We start from the raw sequence: 13,125 nt of genomic DNA, 5'->3' as shown, positions 1-13,125 counted from the left end.
CCGTCTCGCCGGAGCGTGGGTCCGATGCAGCTCTACCTTCCGATCGCCGATCTTCCGGTCAATGTGTTCCTGGTTTTGGCGATGGGCGCGGCCGTCGGCTTCGTCTCCGGCATGTTCGGGATCGGCGGCGGCTTCCTGATGACGCCGCTCTTGATCTTCATCGGCATCACGCCGGCGGTCGCAGTCGCCTCGGTTGCGAGCCACATCGCGGCCTCGTCGTTTTCCGGGGCGCTGACCTATTGGCGGCGGCGCGCGATCGATCCGGCACTGGCCAGCGTCTTGTTGTGCGGCGGCGTCACCGGCACCGCGCTCGGCGTGTGGACGTTCACGCAGCTGCGCGCGCTCGGCCAGCTCGACCTGATGATTGCGCTCTCTTACGTGGTGCTGCTCACCACGGTCGGCAGCCTGATGTTCTCCGAAGGCCTGCGCGCCCTGATGCGGACCCGGCGCGGCGCCGTGCCGCCGCGGCGCACGCATAACTGGATCCACGGCCTGCCGCTGAAGATGCGGTTCAAGCGATCGAAGATCTATCTGTCGGTCATCCCGGTGGTCGTCATCGGCATCGTGATCGGCTTCATCGGCGCCATCATGGGCATCGGCGGCGGCTTCATCCTGGTGCCGGTCATGATCTATCTGTTGCGGGTGCCGACCTCGACGGTGATCGGGACCTCGATGGTGCTGACGCTGGTCACCATGCTGTTCGCAACCATGCTGCATGCGGTGACCAATCATCTCGTCGACGCCGTGCTGGCGCTGATTTTGATGGTCGGTGGCGTCACCGGCGCGCAGTTCGGCGCCCGCGCCGGCCAGAAGATCCGCGGCGAGCAGTTGCGGTTGCTGCTGGGCCTGTTGATCCTCTCGGTCGGCGTCCGCTTCGCCATCGAGCTGGTGATCCGCCCCGAGGACCTCTTCACCATCCGCGAATTGGGGGTGAGCGGATGATGCGCGCGGTTCTCGCAGGTCTGCTCATTCTGCTGCTCGGCGCGTCGGCGCAGGCCGAGCGGCTGATCGTGTCCGTTTCCAACCATCGCGTCACCGTGACGCCGAATTATTCCGGCGAGGAGCTGGTGCTGTTCGGCTCGGTCGAGAAGGATGCCGCCACGCCCGCCGACCGCAGCGCCTACGACCTCGTGGTCACCGTGATGGGCCCGCGCGCCGACATGGTGACGCGGCGCAAGGAGCGCGAATTCGGCATCTGGATCAACACCGACTACCGGCAGTTCCTGCAGGTGCCGAGCTATCTGGCGCTGTTCGCCAATCGCCCGTTCGACGTCATCACCTCGCCGGAGATCGCGCGGCGGCAGCAGATCGGGCTCAACAACGTGCTGCTGACCCAGCGCGTCGGCGGCGATTACGCCGACGTGGTGCCGAACGACGCGTTCCGCTCCGCCTTCATCCGCCTGCGCACCCAGCGCGGCCTGTATCGCGAGGATGCAAGCGCGGTGACCTTTTTGACGCCGACGCTGTTCCGCACCGGCATCCCGCTGCCGGCGGAGGTGCCGATCGGCACCTATGAGGTCGAGATCAAGCTGTTCGCGAACGGCGCCCTCGTCGGCAAGACCGAGACTGCGTTCGAGATCGTCAAGGTCGGGTTCGAGCAGTTCGTGGCAACGACGGCGCGGCAGAACGGGCTGGTCTATGGCCTCGTCACGGCGGCAATGGCGCTGATGACGGGGTGGATGGCGTCGATTGTGTTCAAGAAGGATTGAGCTAGCAGCGGGAGCTGCTCACTCGCCGTCATGCCCGGGCTTGTCCCGGGCATCCACGTTCTTGGTGCGGCGACGAAGTCGTGGATGGCCGGGGCAAGCCCGGCCACGACGAGGAGGGATGGTGCGCCGCCGCTTAACCTCACGGCGCCTCGATCACCGTCGCCACGCCCGGCTCCAGCAGCCGCAGCCGCGTTCCGAAACCGAGCACGTCGAACGTCTTGCGCAGATCCTCGCCGTTCTGGCGGAAATGCGCCCAGCCTTCGGTGTGCACGGGCACGATCATCGCATCGGGGAAGGCGCGCGCGGTCTCGATGGTATCGTTGGTGTCCATGGTGAGATGGAACGGCCCGCGTGTCTGCGCGGCCCCCGCGAAGGGCAGCACCACGCCGCATTTGAAGCGGCGCGCGACCTCGGCGACGCCGTCGAACCAGGTGGTGTCGCCGCTGATATAGACTGCGCTTGTGTCCTTGCGGCTCGACTGCACCACGAAGCCGATGACGTCACCCGACAGCGGCTCGATGCCGGCCGGGCCGTGACGCGCCGGCGTCGCGGTGATGGTCAGCGTGTTGCCGTCGTCGTCCTTCAGGTGCGCGGCTGCCCAGGGCGCGAGGCCCTCGACATGGCCGCCGAGACGTTTGGCGCCGGTCTCCGTCGTCAGCGCCCGCGGCGCCTTGAGCAGATAGTCGCGGCCGGATTTGTCGAGATTGTCGGAGTGCTGGTCGTGGCTGAGCAGCACGGCATCGATCGGGCCGATCGCATCGGCCTTCACGGCGGGACCGCTGGTCTTCTCCAGCTTCACATGCGGCAGCTGGTAGGCACCGGGCGCATCGAAGGTGGGATCGGTGAGCAGGCGAAAGCCGTCGATCTCGATCAGCGCGGTGGGGCCGCCGATCAGGGTGATGGACACAGGCATGAGGGGAACTCCTCTTACACGATGGGCTTGGCGGGGCGCGTCACCAGGTAAATGCCGAGCGCCACCGGAATGATCCCGAGCAGGTCACGCGCCTCGACATGTTCGCCGAGCACGATAAAGGCGAACAGCATGCCCAGCGGCGGCATCAGGAAATGGTAGGCGCTGGCCGCGGTCGCGCCACACACTTTGAGGAGATGAAACCAGAGCCAGTAGGCGAGGATCGAGCCGCCCAGCACGAGGAACGCAAAGGCGCCGATCAGGCTTGGCGTAAGGTCGATCGCGTGCACGTCGGCGAAGGTCAGCGCAACCGGCGTCAGCACGATGCCGGCGGCGAGATTCTGCACGCCGTTGCCGATCCACAACGATCCCTTCGGCGCCAGCAGCTTGAACAGGATGGTGCCGGCGACGATGGAGGCGAGCGAGGCCAGCGTGAAGATGATGCCGTGCAGGCTGTCGGTGCCGACCGTGAGGCGATGCCAGACGATCAGCGTGACGCCGATGATGCCGAGCAGCAGGCCGCTGGCCTTGCGCCAGGTCATGCCCTCGCCGAGCAGCAGCGCCGCGAGCGCGGCCGTGAACACCGGATTGGCCGAGACGATCAGCCCGCCGAGGCCGGCGGAGACCGATTGCAGGCCGGTGTAGCCGAGCCCGAGATAGAGCGCGTTGTTGGCAATGCCGAGCACGGCGAAGATCAAGGCGTCGCGCCAAGACAACGACCAGTCGCCGCGGATAGCCGTGGCGCCGAGGATGAGAATGCCGGCGAGCGAGAAGCGCGCGGCGAGCAGGATCAGCGGCGGACAATGGGTGACGCCGATCTTGCCGGCGACGAAGGCATAGCTCCAGAGCAGGCAGAACACGCCGATGGCGAGCGGCAACGTGTTGAAGCGGCTGCTGGGAACCGAAATCGAGGGAGCGAGGGACATGGGGGCATTCTCGGATGTTTTTCTTCTGGCCCTCGATCTAGGGAGCCGGCTTGCTATTTGGAAATTAAATGATTAACTCGCAATCAGTGGATTTTCGAATGGAGGCCCCGATGCTCGACCTGGAGCTTTTGCGCAGCTTCGTCTCGGTGGTCGAGGCCGGCGGCTTCACCCGCGCGAGCGAGCGCGTCCATCGCACGCAATCGACCGTCAGCCAGCAGATCAAGCGGCTGGAGGAGGATGTCGGCCAGGTGCTGCTGCACCGTGACGGCAAGGACGTGCGCCCGACCGAGGCCGGCGAGCGGCTGCTGTCCTATGCGCGGCGGCTGCTCACACTTGCGGAAGAGGCGCGCGACGTGCTGCGCGACGAAGGCGAAGGCGCGATCCGGCTCGGCATCCCCGAGGATTTTGCCGCCTATCGGCTGGCAAAGCTGCTCGGCGCGTTCTCGCGCTCGCATCCGAACCTGCGGCTCGATGTCCGCGCCGACCAGAGCAAGAACCTCAGTCGCGACCTCGAACGCGGCGAACTCGACCTTGCACTGTTCAAGCGCGAGGCCGGCGCAAAGGGAGCGATTGCGGTGTGGCCGGAGGAGGTGCACTGGGTCACCAGCAAGAGCCATCCGGTCGACGTCAACGTATCCTCGGTGCCGCTGATCGGCTTTCCGCTCGGCTGCCTCTACCGCGCCGGCGCGATCCATGCGCTGGAAAGCGCCGGCCGCGCCTGGCACATGTCGTATTCGTCATCGAGCCTCGCCGGCATCCAGGCCGCGGTCGCCGCCGGCATGGGCCTGAGCATTCTGTCGGAGATGTCGATCCAGGCGGACCATCGCGTGCTGACGGCCAAGGACGGCTTTGCGCCGATCAACCGCACCGAAGTGGCGCTGATGGCCGCGCCCAACGCGAGCTCCGCGACGCTGCGGCTGGCGGACCGGCTCGCGGAATTTTGCGAGGACGTGCAGGCGAAGGCGGCATGACGGGCTTGCCGCCTCTCCCGCTTGCGGGAGGGGGAGAGCAGTCGTGCGAGTAGCCGCGTAGCCCGGCCTTCAATAACACCGCGACGCTGCGATCGCGTGCACGCGGCGATCGCCGAGCAGATGCGCGACAAAGCTGGTCTTCGGAAAGATCTTGGCAAACGCCGCATCGCGGATGCTGAGGCCGCCGGCATAGGCGCCGAAGGCGGGCATCACGGCGCGCATGCCATCGCTGGCGAAACAGCGCCGCTCCATCGAACGGCCGCGCGCGGAGACGCGGGCCTTGGGATGGAGATGGCCGGCGATCTCGCCATGCGCGCCGGTCGGCTCGTGGCGGAAGGTGATTTGGCCGATCGCGATTTCGTCGGCGACGGTGCCGCCGAGATCGCGCGGCAGCATCGGATCGTGATTGCCCGAGATCCAGATCCAGTCGCGGCCGGTCTGCAGTGCGGCGACGGTATCGCGGTCATCGGCCGAGAGGCGCTCATGCGCGGCGCGATCGTGAAAACTGTCGCCGAGCGCGATGACTATTTTGGGATTATGGCGGGAGATGACAGCAGCGAGCCGGCTGAGCGTTGCCAGCGTGTCGTAGGGCGGCAGCAGCACGCCGCGCGTGGCGAAGCTGGAACCTTTTTCGAGATGCAGGTCGGAGACCACGAGCAGGCGCTGCTCTTCCCAGACCAGCGCGCCGGAGAGATCGGCCGCAAAAGTCACATCGCTGATGCTGACCCTGGAAACGCGCATGTCCTCGACATCCTCTGAAACCAGCGCGCCCAACGTCACGTCAAAACCTGCTTCTATCCCATCGCCTCTTTGACCAGCTCGTCGGCGGCCTCCGCCAGCAGCTCGTCACCAGCTTCGCCATAAACTGACTCGCGGCCGATTTCCAGCATGACGGGGACGGCGAGCGGGGAGACATGGTCGAGTTCCCGATGGGTGATGCGGCCCTGGATACGTATCAGCATGTCACTGAGCCGGCGCAGATCGAGCAGGCCGGTGGCGGCATCCGCACGCGCGGCGCGCAGCAAGACGTGATCGGCCTGGTGTTTGCGCAGCACGTCGTAGACGAGGTCGGTCGAGAACAGCACCTGGCGGCGGCTCTTCTCTTCGCCGGTGTGGCGGCGCGCGATCAGGCCGGAGATGATCGCGCAATTGCGGAAGGTGCGCTTCATCAATGCGGACTCGGCAAGCCAGGCTTCGAGATCGTCGCCGAGCATATCGGGATCGAACAGCGCGTTGAGATCGATCCGACCATCACGGATCATGAAGGAGAGATCTCCGAGCGCCCAGATCGCCACTGCATATTCATTGGCGACGAAACCGAGTGGCCGGGCGCGGGCGCGCTCCAGCCGGCGCGTCAGCAGCATGCCGAGGGTCTGATGCGCGAGGCGGCCTTCGAAGGGATAGCAGACGATATAATGCTTGTTGGCGCGCGGAAAGCTCTCGACCAGGAGCTCGCGCACCGCGGGCACGCGCGAGACGTCTTTTTGCAGCGACAGCCAGTCGCGCACCTGCTCCGGCAGGCCCTTCCACGCGCTGAAATCATCGAGCAGCCGGCGCACGCGCTCGGCGAGATAGGTCGAGAGCGGAAACTTGCCGCCCATATAGGACGGCACCTTCGGGTCCTTGTCATGCGCGCGCGAGACATAGACCTGGTCCTCGACCAGGGTTTCGTAGCGCACCACCTCGCCGCTGAACACGAAGGTGTCGCCGGGCGAGAGGCCCTCGATGAAGGCCTCCTCGATCTCGCCGAGCAGCCTGCCGCCGCGCGCGATCACGCCGGTCGATCCGGCTCCGCCGCCGCGCGAGCGCACCAGCCGCACCTTCAGCATGTCGTCCTCGACGATGGTGCCGACGTTCATGCGGTAGCTCTGCCGCACTTTCGGGTTCGCGACACGCCAGCGTCCCTCTTTGTCCTGCTTGATGCGGGCGAAGCGCTCATAGGTTTTCAAGGCGTAGCCGCCGGAGGCGACGAAATCGACGACGTCGTCGAAATCCTGCCGCGACAGGTTTGCGTAAGGGGCGGCGGTGCGGACCTCGGCATAGAGTTCATCGGAGAGAAACGGCTCGCCGCAGGCGCAGCCGAGCACGTGCTGGGCCAGCACGTCGAGCGCGCCGATCCGGAGCGGCGGCGTGTCCTGCGCATTCTCGGCGATGGCGTCGATGGCGACGCGGCATTCCAGCACCTCGAAGCGGTTGGCCGGCACCAGCACCGCACGCGAGGCTTCATCGAGGCGGTGGTTGGCACGGCCGATGCGCTGCATCAGGCGCGACGAGCCCTTGGGTGCGCCGATATTGACGACGAGATCGACGTCGCCCCAGTCGACGCCGAGATCGAGCGAGGAGGTGCAGACCACGCCGCGCAATCTGCCGGCCGACATGGCGTCCTCGACCTTGCGGCGTTGCGCGACATCGAGCGAGCCGTGATGCAGGGCGATCGCAAGGTTGTCGTCGTTCATGCTCCAGAGATTCTGGAACAGCATCTCGGCCTGGCTGCGCGTGTTGACGAACACCAGCGTGGTCTTGTTGGCCTTGATCAGCTCGTAGATCTCGGGGAGCGCATGGCGCGCGCTGTGGCCGGCCCAAGGCAATCGCTCGCGCGTATCGAGCATCTCGACCTCCGGCGGCGCTGCGCCGCCGGCGATGACGATGTCGGCAGCTAGCTCCTTGCCCTCCGGCTGCGGCACCAGGAAACGCGCGAGCTGATCGGGCTCGGCCACGGTCGCCGACAAGCCGATCGTGCGCATCTGCGGCGCCAGCCGCCACAGCCGCGCCAGCCCTAGCGAGAGCAGGTCGCCGCGCTTCGACGTCACCAGCGCGTGCAGCTCGTCGAGCACGACACGCTTCAAGGAGGAGAACAGGAACGGCGCGTCGTCGGAGGAAAGCAGCAGCGCGAGCTGCTCCGGCGTCGTCAGCAGAATGTCGGGCGGATAGCGCCGCTGGCGCTGGCGCCGCGACACCGGCGTGTCGCCGGTTCGGGTCTCGACCTTGATCGGCAGGCCCATCTCGGCGATCGGACGTTCCAGATTACGCGCGATGTCGACGGCGAGCGCCTTCAGTGGCGAGATGTAGAGCGTGTGCAGCCCGGCGCTGCGCTGCACGGAACGGCCGGTGGAGACGACAGACTTTGCGGGAGAGGCCGGTGCGGCACTCAGCTCCACCAGCGTCGGCAAAAAGCCCGCCAGCGTCTTGCCGGCGCCGGTCGGCGCGATCAGCAGGGCTGAGCGGTCCTCGCGCGCCTTCTCCAGCAGCGCCAGCTGATGCTCGCGCGGCGACCAGCCGCGAGCCGAAAACCATTGCTGGAAGCGGTCGGGCAGACGTGCGGCCGGCTCGGCCGATATTTTGAGGATACGGGGCGGCACGACTTCACAGGTAAGCCGTGCCGGCGGGTTCGTCGAGGGGGCGAAGCTCTCGGAGGGTGGGCAAGCCGTGCCCACCCTTGCGGAGCCGGCCTATTCAACCACCGGCTTATCCGAGACGTCCCAGTCCTTGCCGTTGAAGGCCTGGATGAACAGCGTCTTCATCGGCGTGTAGTCATCAGGGGTGTAGCTGTAACTGACGCCATCGAGGAAGAAGGGCGAGTGGAAGCCGTTGAGAGTCGAGGCCTGCTTCAGCACGTTCGCGCGGGTCAGGTCATCGCCGCAGCGGCGTAGAATCTCGCCCATGGTGACCGCCTGGCCGTAGCCGGCATAGGCAATCGTGTTATCGGGCGCGACGTTCGGCAAATAGTTCTTGCGCAGCTCCTCAAATGCCGTCGGGCCTGGATCCTTCTCCCAACGGCCAGGCCCTGCATCCTTCGAATAGCTGATTGCGACGATGTCCTTGGCATTTTCAAAGCCCGCGGCGCCGAGGATGGATTTGCCGGTCGAACCGGCCGACAACAACTGCAGCGGCTTCCAGCCGAGCTCGGCCGCTTTCCGGATTGACTGCGACGATGCCTTGCCGGTGGAGATGTTGTAGAAGACGTCCGCGCCCGATTTCGAGAGGTTGATCAGCTGGGAATCGATCGTGGGATCGGTGAGATCGTAGGTCTGCTCCATGATCACCTGCGCGGCGCCGCCGGCATCAGCTAGCACTTTCTTGAACGGCCCCAGGAAGTCGCGGCCGAAATCGTCGTTCTGGTAGAGAATGCCGATCTTGGCGTTCGGCTTCACGCTCACGACGTGGCGCGCCAGGATGCGCGCCTCGGTCGGATAGAGCGGCAGGCCCGCCATCGTCCACTTGAACTCTTTTGGGTTATTCCATTTCGACGCGCCGGTGTTGAGGAGGAGCTGCGGCACGCCCTTGGCGTTCAGATATTTGTGCACGGCCGTCTGCGGCGCGGTGCCGAGCGAGCCGTAGAGCGCGAGCACTTCTTCCTGCTCGACGAGGCGCCGCGTCGCCTCGACGCATTTCGGCGCGCTGTAGGCGTCGTCCATGGTGAGAAACTTGATCTTGCGCCCGTTGATGCCGCCCTTCTCGTTCAGCATCTGGAAATAGGCTTCGCCAATGCGCCCGAGCACGCCGTAGAGCGAGCCGGGACCGGAATGCGGCACGGTCTGTCCGATCTTTATCTCGGTGTCGCTGGCGCCGGAATCGTATTTCTTCTCCGCCGCCCAGACATACGGCGCGGGCAGAACGGATGCAGCAAGGGTGGCGAGCGCGCCGGCGCTGATGTCGCGCCGCGATGGATTCTTTGTCATTGTTGTTTCTCTCCCTGGTGCGCGCATTGTGCTGGGAACGCAGCACCGCTCGCAAGTGGGAAGTCGCAGCTTCGCGACGCAATGACGCTCAAATTGCAGAGTGCTTAGCGCCTAGACTCAAGTTTTCTCCGCAACGACGACGAGACCGCGCACCGGCTCGTTGTTCTCGATACGCGGCGATGCCGGCTCGAGCGTCAGCAGCTTGAGTCCGGCCTTGGCAAGCGCGCCGCGGACATATTCCGCCGAGTGGGCATAGCGCAGGCCTTCGCCGAGCACGATGCCATCGCCGTCATGCGTCTCCAGCGTGAAGGCGAGCACGCCGCCGGATACGAGCACGCGTTTGGCTTCACTGAGCACCGGCGCGAGATCGGAGAGATAGACGAACGCATCCGCGGCGACGACGAGGTTCGCGCTTGCGTCAGCCTTGGTGCGCAGACCCTCGATCATGTCGGCGACTTCGAGCTCGGCATAAAGCTCGGTGGCGCGCGCCTCCCTGATCATGCCGGGCGACAGATCGATGCCGATGAAATGATCGACCTGCTTGGCAAAGGCGGCCGCCGCAAGCCCGGTGCCGCAGCCGAGATCGATGGTGCACTTGAAAAATGCAGGCTTCTTTGCCGCGACACGCGCGGCCAGCACCGCCTTGAAGATCAGGCTGGGGGCGCGATAGCCGAGATCGTTGATCAGCGCATGCTCGAAGCGTGGCGCGTATTGGTCGAACAGCGCCTGCACATAAGCCTTCGGCATCTCCGCCATCTCAGTGTCGCCGAGGCGCATCAGATGCAGCCCTGCGCCGTGCTGATCCCCGGGATCGGACTCGCGCGCCTTGCGAAAGGCCGCGATGGCCTTGTCGCGCTCGCCGAGCTGCTGGCGGATTTCGCCGAGCGTGAACCAGGCCGAGGTGAAGTCTGGCGCGAGCTCGATTGCCTGCTCGATCAGATCGGCGGCGGCGGGCAGGTCGCCCTTGAGCTGGAGGTCGCGCGCGAACTCGAAACGGCGGTCGGCCATGAGATCGCCGGAGGTCAGAAACAGGCGGAGCGGCATTGGGAACCAGGGAGCAAAGCGGATGGTGACTCGAAGATGCGGTGATGCGACCTATATAACAGGCATGCGCCCGCAAGACATCCTGCTGCCAACTGCTGACGGCCTGTGCTGCAAGCTCGGCGGCTTCCATATCGACCCCGTCCGCCCGGTCGAGCGGGCCGTGATCACCCACGGCCATTCCGACCATGCCCGCGCCGGCCATGGCGCGGTGCTGGCGACGCAGGAAACCCTGGACATGATGCGGCTGCGCTACGGTGAGAATTTTGCCGGATCGACGCAAGTCATCAGCTATGGCGAGGAGATCCGGCTCGGCGACGTCAAGGTCAAATTTCATCCGGCCGGCCATGTGCTGGGCTCGGCGCAGATCGCGGTGACCGCCAAGGACACCTGTATCGTCGCCTCCGGCGATTACAAGGACGCGCCCGACCCCACCTGCGTCCCGTTCGAACTGGTGCCCTGCGATGTCTTCATCACCGAGGCGACGTTTGGCCTGCCGGTGTTCCGGCACGGCGATGCCGCGGACGAAGTGAAGAAGCTCTTGGCCTCGGTCGCGCTGTTTCCGGAGCGCGCGCATCTCGTCGGCGCCTATTCCCTCGGCAAGGCGCAGCGCGTGATCGCGCTGTTGCGGCAGGCCGGCTATGACGCGCCGATCTACCTGCACGGCGCGATGGAGACGATCACGCATTACTATCAGAGTCGCGGCATCGATCTCGGCGAGCTCCGGCCGGCGATGGGCGTGAAGAAGGCGGGGCTCGCCGGCACCATCACGCTCGCACCGCCCTCGGCCACCTCCGACCTGTGGACGCGCCGCTTCCCTGATCCCGTCACGGCGTTCGCATCCGGATGGATGCGCGTGCGCGCCCGTGCCCGGCAGCGCGGCATCGAACTTCCGCTGGTGATTTCCGATCATGCCGATTGGGACGGCCTCACTGCAACGATTGCCGCAACCGGCGCCGGCGAGATCTGGGTCACCCACGGCCAGGAAGACGCGCTGGTGCATTGGTGCAAGAGCCGGGGCTTGCGGGCGCAGCCACTCGATCTCGTCGGCTATGGCGAGGAAGAGGAAAGCGGGCCGCCGGTTCAGCGTGAGGCCGAAGCATGAACCGCTTCGCCGAGCTCCTCGACCGCCTCGCCTACGAGCCCGGCCGCAACAACAAGCTGCGCCTGCTCACCGGCTATTTCCGCGCGGTCGGCGATCCCGACCGCGGCTACGCGCTGGCCGCGCTCACCGGCGCGTTGAGCTTCAAGCATGCCAAGCCGGCGCTGATCCGCGATTTGATCGCGTCGCGTACCGATGAAGTGCTGTTCGGGTTGAGCTACGATTACGTCGGCGATCTCTCGGAGACGGTTGCGCTGATGTGGCCGAAGGCGGCACTGGCCACCCACAACAACCCGCCGCCACCGACGCTGACCGAAGTCGTCACCACGCTCCGCACGCTCGGCAAGACGGAGCTGCCAAAGCAGCTCGAGCGCTGGCTCGACGAGCTCGATGAGACCGGACGCTGGGCGCTGCTGAAGCTCGTCACCGGCGCCCTGCGCATCGGCATCTCCGCGCGGCTGGCCAAGACGGCAGCCGCCGCGCTCGGCGACAAGGACCCGCATGAGATCGAGCTGATCTGGCCGGGTCTCACCCCGCCTTATCTCGACCTGTTCGCCTGGCTCGAAGGCCGTGCCGACAAGCCGGTCAATCGCGATCCCGCACCGTTCCGCCCGGTGATGCTGGCGCATGCGATCGAGGACAGCGATTTCGCGAGCCTCGATCCGGCGGACTACATCGCCGAATGGAAATGGGACGGCATCCGCGTGCAGGCGGTCGCCGGCCGCGATGACCATGGGCAGATCACTGCGCGACTCTATTCGCGCACCGGTGAGGACATCACGGGAAGCTTTCCGGATCTCGTGCCGTCGCTGCGACTGCCGGGCGCCATCGACGGCGAGCTGCTGATCCTGCGCGAGGGCCGCGTGCAGAGCTTCAACGTCCTGCAACAGCGGCTCAACCGCAAGATCGTTTCACCAAAGCTGATCAAGGAGTTTCCGATCCACTTACGCGCCTACGATCTGCTCGGCGACGACGAAAACGATCTGCGCGAGCTGCCGTTCGCGGAGCGGCGCGAGCGGCTGGAGACATTCATCAGGAAACTCGACGACCCCCGCATCGATCTCTCGCCCACCGTCCCCTTCGCAAGCTGGGACGCGCTCACCGCCGCACGCGCCGATCCCACCAGCGCCGACGCGGGTGAGGATGCCGACGCTGTCGAGGGCGTGATGCTGAAGCGGCGCGATGCGCCCTATCTGCCGGGACGACCAAAAGGCCAATGGTGGAAGTGGAAGCGCGATCCGCACATCATCGACGCCGTGCTGATGTATGCGCAGCGCGGCCACGGCAAGCGCTCGTCCTATTATTCCGATTACACCTTTGGTGTCTGGACCGAGACCGAGAACGGCGAGGAGCTGGTGCCGGTCGGAAAGGCCTATTTCGGCTTCACCGACGAGGAGTTGCTGCAAATCGATCGCTTCGTCCGCCGCAACACCACGGAAAAGTTCGGCCCCGTCCGCCATGTCGTGCACGAGGGCGACAAGGGGCTGGTGCTGGAGGTCGCATTCGAGGGCCTGCAGCGCTCGCCGCGCCACAAATCGGGCGTCGCCATGCGCTTTCCCCGCATCAGCCGCCTGCGCTGGGACAAGCCGCCGCGGGAAGCGGACAGGCTGGAAACGCTGGAAAAGATACTGAAAGTTGAGGCCGCGGAGATTGAGGCATAATCAGGTGCGCTCCCTCTCCCGCTTGCGGGAGAGGGTTGGGGAGAGGGTGTGATCTTCCCCCGAAAAAGTGGACGGGTTTAGGCGGCTTTTAGCTCCATTTCGCTCGGGGCGATATATCCGATGGCG

General features: G+C 65.8%; 11 protein-coding genes. 5 read left to right on the top strand and 6 right to left on the bottom strand.

What is annotated here, in order from left to right:
- Positions 1–24 precede the first annotated feature (24 nt).
- Together JQ587_RS16835 and JQ587_RS16830 are read left to right on the top strand one after the other, a co-directional pair.
- The gene (locus tag JQ587_RS16835) at positions 25–942 is read left to right on the top strand and encodes a sulfite exporter TauE/SafE family protein (RefSeq protein WP_212426008.1); all 918 of its coding nucleotides are present in this window, start codon (positions 25–27) and stop codon (positions 940–942) included.
- Positions 939–1,709 carry a TIGR02186 family protein gene (locus JQ587_RS16830; protein WP_212426007.1) on the top strand — a complete coding sequence of 257 codons (771 nt, stop codon included), beginning with the start codon at positions 939–941 and terminating at the stop codon, positions 1,707–1,709. The genes JQ587_RS16835 and JQ587_RS16830 overlap by 4 nt, the downstream gene beginning before the upstream one ends.
- A gap of 139 nt (positions 1,710–1,848) precedes the next feature.
- Here JQ587_RS16830 and JQ587_RS16825 read toward each other — a convergent pair whose 3' ends face one another.
- Positions 1,849–2,622: an MBL fold metallo-hydrolase gene (locus JQ587_RS16825; RefSeq protein WP_212426006.1), complete on the bottom strand. Its 774-nt coding sequence runs from the start codon at positions 2,620–2,622 to the stop codon at positions 1,849–1,851.
- Between the two features lie 14 nt (positions 2,623–2,636).
- Positions 2,637–3,545 carry a DMT family transporter gene (locus JQ587_RS16820; protein WP_212302777.1) on the bottom strand — a complete coding sequence of 303 codons (909 nt, stop codon included), beginning with the start codon at positions 3,543–3,545 and terminating at the stop codon, positions 2,637–2,639.
- Between the two features lie 110 nt (positions 3,546–3,655).
- On the opposite strand from JQ587_RS16820, the gene JQ587_RS16815 reads away from it, so the two are divergent.
- Complete coding sequence (locus JQ587_RS16815) at positions 3,656–4,516, top strand: LysR family transcriptional regulator (protein WP_212426005.1); 861 nt, start codon at positions 3,656–3,658, stop codon at positions 4,514–4,516.
- A 69-nt stretch (positions 4,517–4,585) separates the two neighbouring features.
- On the opposite strand, the gene pdeM is transcribed toward JQ587_RS16815, so the two are convergent.
- From pdeM to JQ587_RS16795, 4 genes are all read right to left on the bottom strand, one after another.
- A complete protein-coding gene (gene pdeM, locus JQ587_RS16810) occupies positions 4,586–5,257 on the bottom strand; it encodes a ligase-associated DNA damage response endonuclease PdeM (protein WP_212426004.1) in 672 nt (223 codons plus the stop codon).
- A gap of 53 nt (positions 5,258–5,310) precedes the next feature.
- Entirely contained in the window at positions 5,311–7,875 is a 2,565-nt protein-coding gene (locus JQ587_RS16805; protein WP_212426003.1) for a ligase-associated DNA damage response DEXH box helicase, read from the bottom strand.
- Positions 7,876–7,965: 90 nt separating this feature from the next.
- The gene (locus JQ587_RS16800; RefSeq protein WP_212426002.1) at positions 7,966–9,195 is read right to left on the bottom strand and encodes an ABC transporter substrate-binding protein; all 1,230 of its coding nucleotides are present in this window, start codon (positions 9,193–9,195) and stop codon (positions 7,966–7,968) included.
- 117 nt (positions 9,196–9,312) lie between these two features.
- The gene (locus JQ587_RS16795; protein ID WP_212426001.1) at positions 9,313–10,239 is read right to left on the bottom strand and encodes a class I SAM-dependent DNA methyltransferase; all 927 of its coding nucleotides are present in this window, start codon (positions 10,237–10,239) and stop codon (positions 9,313–9,315) included.
- Positions 10,240–10,303: 64 nt separating this feature from the next.
- Between JQ587_RS16795 and JQ587_RS16790 the strand changes: the two genes are divergently transcribed.
- Positions 10,304–11,341, top strand: a complete 1,038-nt coding sequence (locus JQ587_RS16790; RefSeq protein ID WP_212426000.1) for a ligase-associated DNA damage response exonuclease — start codon at positions 10,304–10,306, stop codon at positions 11,339–11,341.
- A complete protein-coding gene (locus JQ587_RS16785; RefSeq protein WP_212425999.1) occupies positions 11,338–12,999 on the top strand; it encodes an ATP-dependent DNA ligase in 1,662 nt (553 codons plus the stop codon). The genes JQ587_RS16790 and JQ587_RS16785 overlap by 4 nt, the downstream gene beginning before the upstream one ends.
- Positions 13,000–13,125: the final 126 nt, after the last annotated feature.

This window comes from Bradyrhizobium manausense (assembly GCF_018130615.1).
Classification (GTDB): domain Bacteria; phylum Pseudomonadota; class Alphaproteobacteria; order Rhizobiales; family Xanthobacteraceae; genus Bradyrhizobium; species Bradyrhizobium manausense_A.
Note: the sequence above shows the minus strand (reverse complement) of the source record. Positions and strands in the feature narration are given on the sequence as shown.

Bases quoted from the DNA above. Each gene is read 5' to 3' on its own strand.
- JQ587_RS16790 (WP_212426000.1), top strand. From the start codon at position 10,304: ATGCGCCCGCAAGACATCCTGCTGCCAACTGCTGACGGCCTGTGCTGC.
- JQ587_RS16800 (WP_212426002.1), bottom strand. From the start codon at position 9,195: ATGACAAAGAATCCATCGCGGCGCGACATCAGCGCCGGCGCGCTCGCC.
- JQ587_RS16795 (WP_212426001.1), bottom strand. From the start codon at position 10,239: ATGCCGCTCCGCCTGTTTCTGACCTCCGGCGATCTCATGGCCGACCGC.
- pdeM (WP_212426004.1), bottom strand. From the start codon at position 5,257: ATGCGCGTTTCCAGGGTCAGCATCAGCGATGTGACTTTTGCGGCCGAT.
- JQ587_RS16830 (WP_212426007.1), top strand. From the start codon at position 939: ATGATGCGCGCGGTTCTCGCAGGTCTGCTCATTCTGCTGCTCGGCGCG.
- JQ587_RS16835 (WP_212426008.1), top strand. From the start codon at position 25: ATGCAGCTCTACCTTCCGATCGCCGATCTTCCGGTCAATGTGTTCCTG.
- JQ587_RS16815 (WP_212426005.1), top strand. From the start codon at position 3,656: ATGCTCGACCTGGAGCTTTTGCGCAGCTTCGTCTCGGTGGTCGAGGCC.
- JQ587_RS16825 (WP_212426006.1), bottom strand. From the start codon at position 2,622: ATGCCTGTGTCCATCACCCTGATCGGCGGCCCCACCGCGCTGATCGAG.
- JQ587_RS16820 (WP_212302777.1), bottom strand. From the start codon at position 3,545: ATGTCCCTCGCTCCCTCGATTTCGGTTCCCAGCAGCCGCTTCAACACG.
- JQ587_RS16785 (WP_212425999.1), top strand. From the start codon at position 11,338: ATGAACCGCTTCGCCGAGCTCCTCGACCGCCTCGCCTACGAGCCCGGC.